This window comes from Klebsiella sp. GG_Kp146 (genome assembly GCF_040061975.1).
GTDB classification, from domain to species: Bacteria; Pseudomonadota; Gammaproteobacteria; order Enterobacterales; family Enterobacteriaceae; genus Klebsiella; species Klebsiella quasipneumoniae.
The window spans coordinates 41,835-57,068 of record NZ_JBEAHA010000021.1; the positions used below are offsets into that span (position 1 = coordinate 41,835).

Below are 15,234 nucleotides of genomic sequence, written 5' to 3' on the forward strand. Positions count from 1 at the left end.
CCCCGCGAATATCAGGGGATGCTTACCGCAAAGGTTAGAAAAACTAACAAATTGGCGCCACGGGATAGTCCGCCTGTCTCCCCTGTGCTATACCGACTGAGAGCGCCTGAAGTCCGTCCACTGTCTGATCGCGGCGGCTTTAAAACCCGCTAACCCGGTAGTAACGTTAACGTATTGCCCCCCTGACAAGAGAGATGACCATGGCAGATTTTCCCCCTGTCGCCAGCCTGCGCAGCTTTGAGGCGGTGGCGCGCCTCGGCAGCGTGACGCAGGCCGCCCATGAGATGAGCGTGACCCATTCGGCGGTCAGCCAGCACATCAAACAGCTGGAAGCCCTGGTCGGCGTCACACTGTTTGTCCGCCACGGCCGCGGGGTGCGCATCACGGAAGAGGGGCGGCTTTATGCCCTGCAAATCCGCGAGGCGTTACAGCACATCGCCGACGCCACGCGGATGGTGCAGATCAAACCCCGCACGATGGAACTGACCCTGGCGACGCTCCCCTCCTTTGGCTGCCACTGGCTGCTGCCGCGGCTGGCGCGCTTTCAGGCGCGGCATCCGCAGATCGCGGTGCGCCTGCTGACCAGCCTGGCGGTGGTTAACCTGCAGCAGGAGGGTATCGATCTGGCCATTCGCATGGGGCAAGGCGACTGGGAGGGGATGGAAAGCCGACATCTGTTTGCCGATGAACAGCTGGTGGTGGCCGCGCCGCACTATCGCGGCGGCGACCTGCCGACCACCCCGCAGGCGATCGCCGCCAGCGATATCGTTTTTTCCATGGAGTCCTGGAACGCCTGGTGCAGCCAGGCGGGGCTGGAAAAGACAATCATTCCTGCGGGCCTGCGCCTGAACGACTCCAACCTGGTGCTGGAGGCGGTTCGCCTGGGAGCGGGCGTAGCGCTGGAGCGGCGCTCGCTGGTGGCGGGGGCGATAGCCCGCGGCGAGCTGGTGCAGCTCACCGCCGTCACCGTCCCCTACCCCTGGCACTACTGGCTGACCGTCTCCCCGCAGGCGGAGAACCGCCCGGAAGTCGCCCGGTTCATCGCCTGGCTGGAGGAGGAGATCGCCCTCTGGCGCCAGCAGCTCAGCGCTTAGCCTTCCGCCGACGGCGGCAGGCCCGCCCGGGCGGCGTGCTCCTGGGAGAGACGCCAGAAATCGTGCCCGGCGGGATACTGATAGAGGCGCAGGGAAAATTGCCCGGCCACCGCGGTAATGTACTCAAATATCGCCGACTGGGTATTCTCGTAGTCTTTCCACAGCGTCGAAGAGGTAAAGCAGTAAATCTCTAACGGGATGCCCGACGGCGACGGTTTCAGCGTCCTCGCCACAATATACATCTCCTTAATAATATCCGGTCGCTCGGCGAGATAGTGCATCAGGTAGTGGCGAAACAGGGTCAGGTTGGTCAGGCCGTTATCGACAAACCAGCGGTCCGCCACGCCGCCGGGATCGCGACCGTCAAGCAGCGTGGTCAGAGGCTCGCTTACCCCGCGGATGGTCAGCATCGAGGAGAGCATCTCCTGGTTGAGAAAACGCACCGAGTGCTGATCGATGGCGATACTGCGCATGATCCGCCGCGCCCCGGAGGAGAACATCGCCTGCCAGTTGGTATAGGTCTCGGTGAGGAAATTCTTGGTGGGAATACGGGAAATAGTATTGTCCCAGTTACGGATGGTAATGGTGTGCAGCGCGATATCCGTCACCTCACCGCTGAGGTTCTTGTCAGGCATTTCAATCCAGTCCCCCAGCTGGAGCACGTCGTTGGACGACAGCTGAACGTTCGCCACCAGCGACAGCAGGGTATGCTGGAAGACGATCATCAGCACCGCCGCCACCGCCCCGAGACTGGAGATAATAATGATCGGCGATTTGTTCGACATCACGGCGAGGATCATAATCGCCGCCAGGATGTGGACTAAGATTTTGCCTATCTGGATATAGCCCTTAATGGAATGATTTTTACGTTTGGTTTTTCGCAGATAAGAGCTGTTGACAATATCCAGCATCTCGTTGAAAAACACCGACATAAAAATAAAAAACAAGATCCCGCAGATGGTATTAATCGCCGTCACCAGCGATGCCGGCATCGCTGGCATAAACTGCAGAACGTAATAGACGATAATAACCGGAATGAAATTGGACAGCTTTTCGGCGATGCGTCGATCCTTCTCCAGCGGCACGTCCTGTTTATGGCTACCAAAGAAGACCTTACGCACCACTTTAATCAGCAAGAACTTGCATAAAAGGTGGGCAAATATGCCAGAGAGCAGCAGCAGAATAAGGTTAAATCCCACCGCCAGCGCCGGATTACTCTCAATAAACGTCAGTAGATGATTCACATACGCCATGCTTTATCGCCTGAATAACTATGCCATTTCGCTAACTGCTTTATCACAAGGGCATATATTGGAAAATTTTAATCAATCCGCATCATGGCATATCGCTTAGCGTAACGTCCATGCGCGCACCGCTGCTAATCATTCGCGGGATTTATGTCATAGTTTGCATTAATCATTATCTACGCTCACTATAAAGAGGCTTGTTATGAGGACGGAATAAGTCCAGGAGGAAACATGTTTAAAACGCTTACCGCTATTATCGCCTTAGCCGCCTCCGCCAGCGTCATGGCGCAAGGCGACGTCACGCTGAACAGTCTGGCCCACGATACCGCCACCCGGGCGTCGTTTAACCAGATGGTCAAAGGCCATCAGCTGCCCGCCTGGGTGACTACCGGCGGCACCGGTTCGCCGGCGCAGACGGTGAAGCTGGGTAGCGAATCCTGGCAGGTGCTAAGCGCCTGCAAACCCCACGACTGCGGCCATGAGCGTATCGCGGTGATCTGGTCGGAAAAAACCAAACAGATGTCAGGCGTTTACTCGGTGGTCGATGAAAAAACCGACCAGGAGAAGCTAACCTGGCTTAACGTCAGCGACGCCCTGTCCATTGATGGCAAAACCGTGCTGTATGCCGCCCTCAGCGGCAGCCTCGACAACCATCCGGACGCTTTTAACTACCAGTAACGGCCCGTCGCCCCCGTCAGTCTTTCCCCGACGGGGGCTCCCCTGACTAGCCATCCGGGAACATCACGCTGTTCCCCGGCGCTTCCCTGTGCAGATGGATAAAGTTCAGGTGCCGCTCGTACTGGTCGAGAATATCGGTGATCACCTGCTCTTTGCTGTAATCCATCAGGTCGTTACCCTGGCTGCCCTCCAGCAGGAAGGTCTCCAGCCGGTAATAGGTGGATTTCCCGCTGCGCGCCCGATAGGTAAAGCCCGGCACCGAGTACTGCTGCGGCCAGATCTTGTAGATAAAGTTCTGCTCGTCGCCCATGTGCACCAGCAGATCGAGGTGACCAAGGTTCTCGCCCTCTTCCGGCGGCAGGCTCTTCAGTTCCACCGCGGCGCCGCGCAGCCGCAGCTCCTGGGCAACCTCCTCCATCGCCGGGAAGCACACCGTCTCCATCATCTGTTTGGTATAGCGCGTGCCCGGGTAATTCATCAGCCGCGACAGGCGCTTCTTCCAGCTCAGCCGATCCTGCAGGCCGAGCGGGCGCGGGGCAGTGTCGCGGCTGGCGCTGACCCGGCGGTAATCTTCCACCTTCAGGGACTTATACAGTCCGGCCATCACGAAGAAAATCACAAAGCTGAACGGCAGCCCCATGATCACCGTGGTGTTCTGCAGCGCCGAGATGCCGTTGGTCATCAGCATCCCGAGGGTCAACAGACCGATAGCCACCGACCAGAAGATGCGCAGCCAGTTCGGGGAGTCGCTGTTGATGTCCTTCAGCTTCGAGGTAAAGTTTCCCAGCACCAGCGCGCCGGAGTCGGCAGAGGTGACGTAGAACAGCAGACCGGTAATGGTCGCCACCGACGCGCTAAAGGTAAACGCCGGATACTGCGCCAGCAGGCTGTAGAAGCCGCGCTCCGGGTGGAGCATCGCCTCCCCGGCAAAGGCCGCGTCGCCGTGGATGATCTCATACAGCGCGCTGTTGCCGAACACCGACAGCCACAGCAGGGTAAAGGTGAACGGAATAATCAGGGTGCCCATCACAAACTGGCGGATGGTGCGCCCGCGCGAAATGCGCGCCAGGAACAGGCCAACGAACGGCGACCAGGCCACCCACCACGCCCAGAAAAAGAGCGTCCAGTTGTTCATCCACTCCACCGGGCGGTCGAAGGCGAAGCTGTTCAGCGTCATGCCCATAAAGCGGTTGACGTAGTCGCCGACGTTCAGCACTAACGCATTGAGCAGGAAGGAGGTATCGCCCATGAACAGCACGAACAGGATCAGCCCCAGCGCGAGGGCGACGTTCAGCTCGGAGAGCACGCGGATGCCCTTGTCCACCCCGGAGGTGACCGAGATGGTGGCGATGATCACCGACAGCGCTATCAGGGCCGCCTTCGCCGCCAGCGAGTCAGGAATATCGAACAGCACGCTCAGACCGTAGTTGAGCTGCACCACGCCAATGCCGAGGGTGGTGGCGATGCCGAAGATGGTGCCGATCACCGCCGCGATATCGACGCTGTGGCCGATGGGGCCATTAATCTTTTTCCCGAAGATAGGATAGAGCGCCGAGCGGATGGTGAGCGGCAAATTATAACGATAGCTAAAGTATCCCAGCGCCATGCCCATCAGGGCATACATCGACCAGCCGGTGAGTCCGTAGTGGAATAGCGTCCACACCATCGCCTGGCGCGCCGCCTCGATGGTCTGCCCCGCCCCTTCCGGCGGCTGCATATATTGCGTCACCGGTTCGGCGACCGAGAAGAACATCAGGTCGATGCCGATCCCGGCGGCGAACAGCATCGCCGCCCAGCTTAGCAGGCTGAACTCGGGCTTAGACTGCTCCGGCCCGAGCTTCACCGAGCCGAAGCGCGAACAGGCAATGCAGACGACGAAGACGATATACAGCGTCGCCGCCAGCAGATAGTACCAGCCGAAGGTTTTCGACACCCAGTCCAGGGTGCGCCCAATCCACTCGGCAGAAAAATCGCGAAAAAAGATCGTCATCAGGGAAAACAACAAAATCAGTCCGGCCGAGGTATAAAAAACCACCGGATTGATTTTGTCCTTTTCTCTGTTTTGCGAAAGATCTGTCATCCAGTATCCCCACTGTTTTTGTAACTATTAAAATTCAATAACGTAACAATTAAGACACATTTTATATTGAACGTCCAATCAAAAACCGCTTTAATAGTTAACCAACGCTGATGAATGGAGTGGCAAAAATGCCCAAACTGGGGATGCAGCCAATCCGGCGCAGGCAACTGATCGACGCCACGCTGGACGCAATAAATGAAGTCGGAATGCACGACGCGACCATCGCGCAGATCGCCCGGCGGGCGGGCGTATCGACGGGGATCATCAGTCACTATTTCAAAGACAAAAATGGTCTGCTGGAAGCGACCATGCGCGACATCACCAGCCAGCTGCGCGACGCGGTGCTTAACCGTCTGCACGCCCTGCCGGACGGCAGCGCCGGAGAGCGTCTGCAGGCGATAGTCGGCGGCAACTTTGATGAGACGCAGATCAGCAGCGCGGCGATGAAGGCCTGGCTGGCCTTCTGGGCCAGCAGCATGCACCAGCCGATGCTCTACCGCCTGCAGCAGGTGAGCAGCCGCCGCCTGCTGTCAAACCTGGTGTACGAGTTCCGCCGCGAGCTGCCGCGCGAGCAGGCCCAGGAGGCCGGCTACGGGCTGGCGGCGCTGATAGACGGCCTGTGGCTGCGGGCGGCGCTCAGCGGCAAACCGCTGGATAAGACGCTGGCGCAGTCGCTGACCAGCCACTTTATTCGTCAGCATTTATCGAACCCATAACCGAGGAGGCGTTATGTCCCGAATGGCAGAACAGCAGCTTTATATTAATGGTGGTTATACATCGGCCACCAGCGGTCGCACCTTCGAGACCATCAACCCTGCCACTGGCGAGGTGCTGGCGACCGTTCAGGCTGCCGGACGCGAGGATGTCGACCGCGCCGTTGAGAGCGCGCGGCGCGGGCAAAAAATCTGGGCGGCGATGACCGCCATGGAACGCTCGCGCATCCTGCGTCGCGCCGTCGATATCCTGCGCGAGCGCAACGACGAGCTGGCAAAGCTGGAAACCCTCGACACCGGTAAAGCGTATTCCGAAACCTCAACCGTGGACATCGTCACCGGCGCCGACGTGCTGGAGTATTACGCGGGGCTGATCCCGGCGCTGGAAGGCAGTCAGATCCCCCTGCGCGAGACGTCGTTCGTCTACACCCGCCGCGAACCGCTGGGTGTGGTGGCCGGGATCGGCGCGTGGAACTATCCGATCCAGATCGCCCTGTGGAAATCGGCGCCAGCGCTGGCCGCCGGCAATGCAATGATTTTCAAACCGAGCGAAGTCACCCCGCTCACCGCCCTCAGGCTGGCGGAAATTTACAGCGAAGCGGGCCTGCCGGACGGGGTGTTTAACGTCCTGCCGGGCGTGGGTGCGGAGACCGGCCAGTACCTGACTGAACATCCGGGCATCGCTAAAGTCTCCTTTACCGGCGGCGTCGCCAGCGGCAAAAAGGTGATGGCCAACTCCGCAGCCTCATCGCTGAAAGAGGTCACCATGGAGCTGGGCGGTAAATCGCCGCTGATTATTTTCGACGATGCGGATCTCGATCTCGCGGCCGACATCGCCATGATGGCCAACTTCTTCAGCTCCGGCCAGGTGTGCACCAACGGCACCCGCGTGTTCGTCCCCGCGAAGGTTAAGGCGGCGTTTGAGCAGAAAATCGTTGAGCGCGTGGGCCGCATCCGCGCGGGCGATCTGTTCGATGAAACCACCAACTTTGGCCCGCTGGTCAGCTTCCCGCACCGTGACAATGTGCTGCGCTACATCGCCAAAGGCAAAGCAGAAGGCGCGCGCCTGCTGTGCGGCGGCGACGTGCTGAAGGGCGAAGGCTTTGACAACGGCGCATGGGTGGCCCCGACGGTGTTTACCGACTGCACCGATGAGATGACCATCGTGCGCGAGGAGATCTTCGGCCCGGTGATGTCCATCCTCACCTACGCGTCCGAAGAAGAAGCGATCCGCCGCGCCAACGATACCGACTACGGTCTGGCGGCGGGTATCGTCACTGCCGACCTGAACCGCGCCCACGGCGCCATTCATCAGCTGGAAGCCGGCATCTGCTGGATCAACAGCTGGGGGGAATCCCCTGCGGAGATGCCGGTCGGCGGTTATAAGCACTCCGGTATTGGCCGCGAGAACGGCGTGATGACCCTGCAGAGTTACACCCAGGTGAAGTCCATCCAGGTTGAGATGGGTAAATTCCAGTCCATATTTTAACCGGGAGGTTTTTTTGCAATTTGACTACATCATTATTGGCGCCGGCTCCGCCGGCAACGTTCTGGCGACACGACTGACTGAAGATCCAAACACCACCGTCCTGCTGCTGGAGGCCGGCGGCCCGGACTACCGGTTCGATTTCCGCACCCAGATGCCCGCCGCGCTGGCTTACCCGCTGCAGGGCAAACGCTACAACTGGGCCTACGAGACCGAACCGGAGCCCTATATGAACCACCGCCGCATGGAGTGCGGGCGCGGCAAAGGGCTCGGCGGCTCCTCGCTGATTAACGGCATGTGCTACATTCGCGGCAACGCTCTGGACCTCGATAACTGGGCCGCCGCCCCTGGACTGGAACACTGGAGCTATCTCGACTGCCTGCCCTACTACCGGAAAGCGGAAACCCGCGATATCGGGCCCAACGACTATCACGGCGGCGATGGCCCGGTGAGCGTCACCACGCCGAAGCCGGGCAATAATCCGCTCTTCGAGGCGATGGTTGAAGCCGGGGTGCAGGCGGGGTATCCGCGCACCGACGATCTCAACGGCTACCAACAGGAAGGCTTTGGTCCGATGGACCGCACCGTGACGCCGCAGGGCCGTCGCGCCAGCACCGCCCGCGGCTATCTCGACCAGGCGCGCGGTCGCCCCAACCTGACCATCCGCACCCATGCGCTGACCGATCACATTATTTTTTCCGGCAAGCGCGCGGTGGGCGTCGAGTGGCTGGAGGGGGAAAGCACTATCCCGTCAAAAGCGACGGCCAACAAAGAGGTGCTGCTGTGCGCCGGGGCGATTGCCTCGCCGCAGATCCTGCAGCGCTCCGGCGTCGGCAACCCCGAGCTGCTCAGGCAGTTCGATATCCCGGTGGTGCACGATCTCCCCGGCGTGGGTGAGAATCTGCAGGACCATCTGGAGATGTACCTGCAGTACGAGTGCAAAGAGCCGGTGTCGCTCTACCCGGCGCTGCAGTGGTGGAACCAGCCGAAGATCGGCGCCGAGTGGCTGTTCGGCGGCACCGGGATCGGCGCCAGCAACCAGTTCGAAGCGGGCGGTTTTATCCGCAGCCGCGCCGAGTTCGCCTGGCCGAACATTCAGTACCATTTCCTGCCGGTGGCGATTAACTACAATGGCTCCAACGCGGTGAAAGAGCATGGCTTCCAGTGCCACGTCGGCTCGATGCGCTCCCCCAGCCGCGGCCACGTGCGTCTGAAGTCGCGCGACCCGCACGCCCATCCGGCGATCCTGTTTAACTATATGTCCCATGAGCAGGATTGGCAGGAGTTCCGCGACGCCATTCGCATCACCCGGGAGATCATGAACCAGCCGGCGCTGGATAAGTATCGCGGCCGCGAAATCAGCCCGGGTATTGACTGCCAGAGCGATGCCGAGCTGGATGAGTTTGTGCGCAACCACGCCGAGACCGCGTTCCACCCGTGCGGGACCTGTAAGATGGGTTACGACGAGATGGCGGTGGTCGACGGCGAAGGCCGTGTCCACGGTCTGGAAGGAGTGCGGGTGGTCGATGCGTCAATTATGCCGCAGATCATCACCGGCAACCTGAACGCCACCACCATTATGATCGGCGAGAAGATGGCTGACGCCATTCGCGGCCGCCAGCCGCTGCCGCGCAGCACCGCGGCGTATTATGTCGCTGGCGACGCGCCGGTTCGCCGCTAATCGTTTAGGCCGGACGGCGGCTACGCCTTGCCCGGCCTACGGTCCGGGCGGCCAGCGGTTAATGTAGCCACTTACGCCACCGGTATCGGCGGCGTCAAAATCGCAGAGGCGTTCCCGGAAGGTCGGGACAGCCTCTGATGTTAGCGAAACGCCTCCAGGCGTTTGATCTGCTGCCCGTCGGCAGCAAAGTTCTCCGCCGCCAGCCACGCCCGCAGCGCCGCATCGCGCGCAGGCCACTCGCCATCGATGATGGACAGCATATCGCTGTCGCGCGTCCGCCCTTTGCGCACCAGCCTCTGCCGCAGACGCCCTTCCCAGCTAAAGCCCAGCCGCTCGGCGGCCCGGCGCGAGGCGACATTCATCGAATCGCATTTCCACTCCAGCCGACGGTAGCCATGGTCAAAGCCGTTCTTCAGCAACAGCCAGACCGCTTCGGTACCCAGCGGGGTGTTTTTCATCCGTCGCGACCAGGTGACATGGCCGATCTCAACCGTGCCCATTTCCCGTTCGATCGCCATATAGCTGACGATACCCACCGCCTGCTCGCTACGCAGGTCAATCACCGCGTAGGGCACCAGAGCATCATCATTCACCTTGCCCGCGATCCAGTGGGCGGTCGCCGCTACGCTCTCCGGCCGCGTAGACGCCAGCCACGTCCAGTCGCTGTTGTCGCCGAGCGCATAGGCGGCAAACAGATCCGCCGCATGACGGTCAACGTCCAGCGGCTCCAGTCGACAAAAACGGCCATTTAACGCCGTTCGCCGCAGGACTCGCGCCCCCTGCCAGCCAGGGACAAGATCATTCACCTGCTGGCCAAACTCATTGATTTCCGGCACACCCACCTCCTCGCAATAGACAATGCGTTATAGCAAGAAGCCAGCAGCCGAGAAAGGCGCTTCTGCACGCCTGGCAATAACCTGTCGTTCTTGATTATGCGTTTTTAGCATAAGGATATCCTTATTTTGACTTTACGCCTTTTGGCAAGCGGCCTAACGTAGCGAAGCATAAAAAATTAAAATAACCATTTTTCAGGGATTGCATATGACCAAGAAACTGTTGCCTTTACTGGTACTGACGGCGCTCTCCGCCGCCGCGCATGCCGCCACGCCGCCCAACACGCTGGTGGTCGCCCAGGGTCTCGACGATATCGTCAGTCTCGACCCGGCGGAAGCGAACGAACTCTCCAGCATTCAGACGGTGCCCAGCCTCTACCAGCGTCTGGTACAGCCGGACCGCAACAACCCTGAAAAAATCGTACCGATCCTCGCCGAAAGCTGGCAGGCCGACCCGGCGGCGAAAAACCTGACCATCAAACTGAAGCCGGATGCCAAATTCGCCTCCGGTAATCCGCTGCGCCCGGAAGATGTGATTTTCTCTTACACCCGCGCGGTGACGCTGAATAAATCGCCGGCGTTTATTCTCAACGTGCTCGGCTGGCAGCCGGACAACATCGCCAGCCAGCTGAAAAAGGTTGACGACCATACCCTGACGCTGCACTGGACCGCCGACGTCAGCCCGGCGGTGGCGCTGAATATACTCTCCACCCCCATCGCCTCCATCGTTGATGAAAAACAGGTGGCGCCGAACGCGAAAAATAACGACTTCGGCAACGACTGGCTGAAGATGCACTCGGCGGGCAGCGGCGCCTATAAAATGCGCGTCTACCAGCCGCATCAGGCCATCGTGCTGGAAGCCAACGCCAGCTCCCCCACCGGCGCGCCGAAGATCAAGAGCATCATTATTAAAAACGTCCCCGACCCGGCTTCCCGCCGCCTGCTGATCCAGCAGGGGGATGCCGACGTGGCGCGCGATCTCGGCGCTGACCAGATTGCCGCCCTGCAGGATAAACCCGGCGTGAAGGTGCTGAGCATCCCGTCCGCCGAGCAGAACTATCTGGTGTTTAATACCGCCAACAGCGCCAACCCGCTGCTCAATAATCCGGCCTTCTGGGAGGCGGCGCGCTGGCTGGTCGATTATGAGGGCATCACCAAAAATCTGCTGAAAGGCCAGTACTTTATTCACCAAAGCTTCCTGCCGGCCGGCCTGCCGGGGGCACTGGAGACCAATCCATTCGCCTTCGACCCGCAAAAAGCTAAGGCTATCCTTGATAAAGCGGGCATTAAGGATGCCCACTTCACCCTCGACGTGGAGAACAAACCGCCGTTTATCACCATCGCCCAGTCGCTGCAGGCCAGCTTTGCCCAGGGTGGGGTGAAGGTGGATCTGCTACCCGCCGCCGGCAGCCAGGTCTATGCCCGGGTGCGCGCGAAGCAGCATCAGGCGGCGATCCGCCTGTGGATCCCGGACTACTTTGATGCCCATTCCAACGCCAGCGCCTTTGCATGGAACGATGGTAAATCCAGCACCGTGGCCGGGCTCAACGGCTGGCAGATCCCTGAGCTGAATAAAGCCACCCTCGCCGCGGTGGCGGAGCCGGACCCGGCAAAACGCCTCGACCTGTACAAAACGATGCAGGAAACCCTGCTGCAGCATTCGCCATACGTCTTTATTGACCAGGGGAAAACCCAGATCGTGGTGCGCGATAACGTGAAGGGCTATCAGCAGGGGCTGAACGCCGACATGGTCTGGTACGATAACGTGACCAAGTAAGCGGGTTATGTTACCGGGCATGGCGGTCTCGCCCTGCCCGGATGACCGTTTCTCCACCCGGACCCGGTGGGCGTCGCGCCGCCGGGAACCATGTTGATATACCAGGAATTTCCATTTTCCATGCCATCGTTTTCCACTCATCTTACCCGCCTGCTGCAGGGGCTGTTGACGCTGCTGCTGACGCTGTTCGGGCTGCTGCTGGTCACCTTCTCGCTCTCCGCGCTGTCGCCGGTCGACCGCGTACTGCAGATCGTCGGCGACCATGCCAGCCAGTCGACCTATGATCAGGTTCGCCATCAGCTGGGTCTCGACCAGCCGCTGCCGGTGCAGTTCTGGCACTATCTGGTCAACCTGGCCCATGGCGATCTCGGTATCGCCAGCGCCACCGGCCAGCCGGTGCTCCACGATCTGCTGGCGGTCTTCCCGGCGACCCTTGAGCTGGCGACCCTGGCGCTGATCGTCGGCGCGATACTGGGCATCGTCGCCGGGGTGCTGTGCGCCCGTTACGCCGGTTCGCCGTGGGATCTGGCGGTGCGCACCTTTACCCTGTTGGGCAACTCGGTGCCGATATTCTGGCTCGGCCTGCTGATGCTGGCCCTGTTCTACGCCCGGCTGCAGTGGGCGCCGGGCCCGGGTCGTCTCGACGATATTTATCAGTACACCGTCGAGCCGCGCAGCGGTTTTGCGCTGATCGACACCTGGCTCTCCGGCGATACAGCGGCTTTCAAAAATGCTATCGGCCATCTGCTGCTGCCGGGGCTGGTGCTGGCCTATTACTCGCTGGCGAGCATCACCCGTCTGACCCGCTCCGCCTGTCTCAGTGAAATGAACAAAGAGTACATTCTGCTGGCGCGGGCCAAAGGGGCCGGTGAGATGACGATTCTGCTGCGTCACGTTCTGCCCAATATCCGCGGCACCCTGCTGACGGTGACCGCCCTCGCCTGGACCTCAATGCTCGAAGGGGCGGTGCTCACCGAAACCGTCTTCTCATGGCCGGGGATCGGCCGCTACCTCACCACCGCGCTGTTCGCCGGGGATACCACGGCGATCATGGGCGGCACGCTGCTGATCGGCGTGAGTTTTGTGCTGATCAATAACCTGACCGACCTGCTGGTGCGGTTAACCGACCCGAGGGTGCGCTGATGCCGACTTATCTGTTTTTACGCCGTCTGCGCCGCTCACCCGCCGCCTTCTGCGGCCTGACCCTGGTGATTCTGCTGGTGCTGACCGCGCTGTTCGCCCCGTGGCTGGCGCCGCACGATCCCAACTGGCAGGATGCCGCCGCCCGTCTGCAGGGCCCGGGCGCGGGGCACTGGCTCGGCACCGACAGCTACGGCCGCGATCTGCTGTCGCGCCTGCTCTACGGCGCCCGTCCGGCGCTGGGTCTGGTCGCGCTGGTGACCGCCATTACCCTGCCCGTCGGTCTGCTGGTGGGTATTCTCTCCGGCTACTATGGCGGGTGGCTGGAGCGGATACTGATGCGCTTTACCGACGTGGTGATGTCGATGCCGCGGCTGATCCTCGCCTTCGCGTTCGTGGCGATGCTCGGCCCGGGGCTGGTCAACGGCGCGCTGGCGTTAGCCCTGACTACCTGGCCGGCCTACGCCCGTCAGGCGCGCAGCGAAATTCAGCGCCTGCGCCATAGCGACTATCTCGCCGCGGCGGAGATGCTGGGCATCCGCGGCCGGCGGCTGCTGGTCGGCCATATTCTGCCGCTGTGTCTGCCGTCGGCGATTGTCCGGCTGGCGCTCGATCTGGCTGGCATTATCCTCGCCGCCGCCGGGCTCGGCTTTCTCGGCCTGGGCGCCCGCCCGCCGATGGCGGAGTGGGGAGCGATGATTGCCGACGGGATGCAGGTGATTTTCGATCAGTGGTGGATCGCCGCCATCCCCGGCGCGGCGATCCTGCTCGCCAGCCTGGCGTTTAACCTGCTGGGCGATGGCCTGCGCGATATTCTGGAGCCGCAACATGACTGACATCCGACTGACCGTCCAGGGACTCGCCGTCGACTACCCCACCGCCCGGGTGGTGGACAACGTCAGCTTCACCCTCGGCAACGAGCGGCTGGCGCTGGTGGGGGAATCCGGCTCCGGCAAATCGATGACCGCCCGGGCGCTGATGGGCCTGGTGCGCAAGCCCGGGGTGGTGAGCGCCGAACGGCTGGAGGTGCTGGGGCGCGATGTGCTGACCCTCAGCGCCCGCGGCTGGCGCGAACTGCGCGGCAACGATATCGCCATGGTGCTGCAGGATCCGCGCTATGCGCTGAATCCGGTGCAGTCCATTCAGACGCAGCTGGAGGAGGCGTTAACCCTGCATCAGCGTCTCAGCCGCCGCGCTCGCGCCGAGGCGGTCAAAGACGCCATCGCCGCCGTCGGTCTGGATCTCGCGGTCCTCAGCCGCTATCCCGGCGAGCTCTCCGGCGGGATGGGGCAGCGGGTGATGATCGCCCTCGCGCTGCTCAATAACCCGAGGGTGCTGATAGCCGACGAGCCGACCTCGGCCCTTGACGCCCGCCTGCGCAACCAGATCCTCGAGCTGCTGGTGGAGCAGTGCGCGCAGCGGCAGATGGCCATGTTACTGATCAGCCACGATCTACCGCTGGTGGCCGCGCATTGCGATCGCGTGCTGGTGATGTACCAGGGGAGACAGGTCGATGAGATGCCGGCGCGGGCGCTGCCGACCGCGACGCACCCTTATACCCGCACCCTGTGGACCTGCCGGCCAAATGCGCAAACCTACGGTCAGATGCTGCCGACCCTCGACAGAACCCAGGACTTTACGGAGACGACCCATGGCGATCGTTAATCTTAAGGATCTACAGGTAACATTCGGCGCGAAGACGGCGGTTTCCGCCGCCAGTTTCCGTGTCGACGCCGGGGAAACCTTCAGCCTGATCGGCGCCTCGGGCTGCGGCAAATCGACGATTTTGCGCGTGCTCGCCGGATTACAGCGCGAATGGCGCGGCAGCGTGGCGCTGCTGGGCCAGGCCATCGCGCCGGGCGCCCGCTTTCAGGGCGAGCTGCGACGCAATGTGCAGATGGTGTTTCAGGATCCGTATGCTTCGCTGCATCCCAACCACACCCTGTGGCGCACCCTGGCGGAGCCGCTGCAGATCCACGGCATCCGCGACGTTGCCCCGCGGGTAACCACCGCCCTTGAGCAGGTGGGTCTGGCCGCCGACGCCGCACGCCGCTATCCGCACCAGCTCTCCGGCGGTCAACGGCAGCGCGTGGCCATTGCCCGTGCCCTGCTGCTGCGTCCGCAGATCCTGCTGCTGGATGAGCCGACCTCGGCGCTGGATATGTCGGTGCAGGCGGAAATCCTCAATCTGCTTAATCGCCTGAAACAGGAGCACGACATGACCTATCTGCTGGTCAGCCACGATGCCGACGTCATCGCCCATATGTCCGATCGGGCGGCGTTTATGGCGGAGGGGGTGATCCAGCGCTTTTTCGATCGCGAAGCGCTGCTCAACGGGGAACACCGGATGAAGTGAGGTCAGCTGAGGAGCCGTCGTTTTGTCGGTGGCGCTTCGCTTACCTGGCCTGGAGGGGCCGTGCAGCCAGCCGTTAATTAACCCACTTGCGCCACTGAAACTGCCGGTGCTGACGGCCTCAAAATCGCTGAGACGTTCCCGGAAGGCCG

At 61.5% G+C, this 15,234-nt stretch carries 13 protein-coding genes and 1 pseudogene; 10 read left to right on the forward strand and 4 right to left on the reverse strand.

Features of this window, described 5'->3' with window-relative positions:
• Positions 1 to 200 precede the first annotated feature (200 nt).
• Positions 201 to 1,094 (forward strand): LysR substrate-binding domain-containing protein, encoded by an 894-nt coding sequence (locus ABLU95_RS19905; RefSeq protein ID WP_023288763.1) that lies wholly within the window; start codon positions 201 to 203, stop codon positions 1,092 to 1,094.
• Here ABLU95_RS19905 and ABLU95_RS19910 read toward each other — a convergent pair.
• A complete protein-coding gene (locus ABLU95_RS19910; protein WP_306064786.1) occupies positions 1,091 to 2,026 on the reverse strand; it encodes a mechanosensitive ion channel domain-containing protein in 936 nt (311 codons plus the stop codon). The genes ABLU95_RS19905 and ABLU95_RS19910 overlap by 4 nt on opposite strands.
• Positions 1,927 to 2,347, reverse strand: a pseudogene (locus ABLU95_RS19915) (hypothetical protein). Before ABLU95_RS19915 ends, ABLU95_RS19910 begins: the two are co-directional and overlap by 100 nt.
• Before the next feature lie 225 nt (positions 2,348 to 2,572).
• On the opposite strand from ABLU95_RS19915, the gene ivy reads away from it, so the two are divergent.
• Entirely contained in the window at positions 2,573 to 3,019 is a 447-nt protein-coding gene (ivy, locus tag ABLU95_RS19920; RefSeq protein WP_348880275.1) for an Ivy family C-type lysozyme inhibitor, read from the forward strand.
• A gap of 46 nt (positions 3,020 to 3,065) precedes the next feature.
• Here the strand turns inward: ivy and betT are convergent, their stop codons facing one another.
• Positions 3,066 to 5,099 (reverse strand): choline BCCT transporter BetT, encoded by a 2,034-nt coding sequence (betT, locus tag ABLU95_RS19925; RefSeq protein WP_023288760.1) that lies wholly within the window; start codon positions 5,097 to 5,099, stop codon positions 3,066 to 3,068.
• 128 nt (positions 5,100 to 5,227) lie between these two features.
• On the opposite strand from betT, the gene betI reads away from it, so the two are divergent.
• The 3 genes from betI to betA are packed head-to-tail and all read left to right on the forward strand — an operon-like array spanning position 5,228 to position 8,979.
• Positions 5,228 to 5,815: a transcriptional regulator BetI gene (gene betI, locus ABLU95_RS19930; protein ID WP_348880276.1), complete on the forward strand. Its 588-nt coding sequence runs from the start codon at positions 5,228 to 5,230 to the stop codon at positions 5,813 to 5,815.
• 13 nt (positions 5,816 to 5,828) lie between these two features.
• The gene (gene betB / locus ABLU95_RS19935) at positions 5,829 to 7,301 is read left to right on the forward strand and encodes a betaine-aldehyde dehydrogenase (RefSeq protein ID WP_132134088.1); all 1,473 of its coding nucleotides are present in this window, start codon (positions 5,829 to 5,831) and stop codon (positions 7,299 to 7,301) included.
• Between the two features lie 13 nt (positions 7,302 to 7,314).
• On the forward strand, positions 7,315 to 8,979 hold the full coding sequence (betA, locus tag ABLU95_RS19940) for a choline dehydrogenase (RefSeq protein ID WP_023288757.1): 1,665 nt from the start codon (positions 7,315 to 7,317) through the stop codon (positions 8,977 to 8,979).
• Between the two features lie 140 nt (positions 8,980 to 9,119).
• Here the strand turns inward: betA and ABLU95_RS19945 are convergent, their stop codons facing one another.
• Entirely contained in the window at positions 9,120 to 9,815 is a 696-nt protein-coding gene (locus tag ABLU95_RS19945) for a GNAT family protein (protein WP_048296987.1), read from the reverse strand.
• Positions 9,816 to 10,020: 205 nt separating this feature from the next.
• Between ABLU95_RS19945 and ABLU95_RS19950 the strand changes: the two genes are divergently transcribed.
• From ABLU95_RS19950 to ABLU95_RS19970, 5 genes are all read left to right on the forward strand, one after another.
• A complete protein-coding gene (locus ABLU95_RS19950) occupies positions 10,021 to 11,589 on the forward strand; it encodes an ABC transporter substrate-binding protein (protein ID WP_348880278.1) in 1,569 nt (522 codons plus the stop codon).
• A 120-nt stretch (positions 11,590 to 11,709) separates the two neighbouring features.
• Complete coding sequence (locus tag ABLU95_RS19955) at positions 11,710 to 12,732, forward strand: ABC transporter permease (protein ID WP_065882575.1); 1,023 nt, start codon at positions 11,710 to 11,712, stop codon at positions 12,730 to 12,732.
• Complete coding sequence (locus ABLU95_RS19960) at positions 12,732 to 13,565, forward strand: ABC transporter permease (protein WP_048334327.1); 834 nt, start codon at positions 12,732 to 12,734, stop codon at positions 13,563 to 13,565. The genes ABLU95_RS19955 and ABLU95_RS19960 overlap by 1 nt, the downstream gene beginning before the upstream one ends.
• Entirely contained in the window at positions 13,558 to 14,394 is an 837-nt protein-coding gene (locus ABLU95_RS19965; protein WP_080901318.1) for an ABC transporter ATP-binding protein, read from the forward strand. The genes ABLU95_RS19960 and ABLU95_RS19965 overlap by 8 nt, the downstream gene beginning before the upstream one ends.
• Positions 14,381 to 15,085: an ABC transporter ATP-binding protein gene (locus tag ABLU95_RS19970; protein ID WP_277475401.1), complete on the forward strand. Its 705-nt coding sequence runs from the start codon at positions 14,381 to 14,383 to the stop codon at positions 15,083 to 15,085. The genes ABLU95_RS19965 and ABLU95_RS19970 overlap by 14 nt, the downstream gene beginning before the upstream one ends.
• Positions 15,086 to 15,234: the final 149 nt, after the last annotated feature.

Bases quoted from the DNA above. Each gene is read 5' to 3' on its own strand.
- ABLU95_RS19950 (WP_348880278.1), top strand. From the start codon at position 10,021: ATGACCAAGAAACTGTTGCCTTTACTGGTACTGACGGCGCTCTCCGCC.
- ivy (WP_348880275.1), top strand. From the start codon at position 2,573: ATGTTTAAAACGCTTACCGCTATTATCGCCTTAGCCGCCTCCGCCAGC.
- ABLU95_RS19970 (WP_277475401.1), top strand. From the start codon at position 14,381: ATGGCGATCGTTAATCTTAAGGATCTACAGGTAACATTCGGCGCGAAG.
- ABLU95_RS19910 (WP_306064786.1), bottom strand. From the start codon at position 2,026: ATGTCGGTGTTTTTCAACGAGATGCTGGATATTGTCAACAGCTCTTAT.
- ABLU95_RS19965 (WP_080901318.1), top strand. From the start codon at position 13,558: ATGACTGACATCCGACTGACCGTCCAGGGACTCGCCGTCGACTACCCC.
- ABLU95_RS19960 (WP_048334327.1), top strand. From the start codon at position 12,732: ATGCCGACTTATCTGTTTTTACGCCGTCTGCGCCGCTCACCCGCCGCC.
- ABLU95_RS19955 (WP_065882575.1), top strand. From the start codon at position 11,710: ATGCCATCGTTTTCCACTCATCTTACCCGCCTGCTGCAGGGGCTGTTG.
- betI (WP_348880276.1), top strand. From the start codon at position 5,228: ATGCCCAAACTGGGGATGCAGCCAATCCGGCGCAGGCAACTGATCGAC.
- ABLU95_RS19905 (WP_023288763.1), top strand. From the start codon at position 201: ATGGCAGATTTTCCCCCTGTCGCCAGCCTGCGCAGCTTTGAGGCGGTG.
- betB (WP_132134088.1), top strand. From the start codon at position 5,829: ATGTCCCGAATGGCAGAACAGCAGCTTTATATTAATGGTGGTTATACA.
- betT (WP_023288760.1), bottom strand. From the start codon at position 5,099: ATGACAGATCTTTCGCAAAACAGAGAAAAGGACAAAATCAATCCGGTG.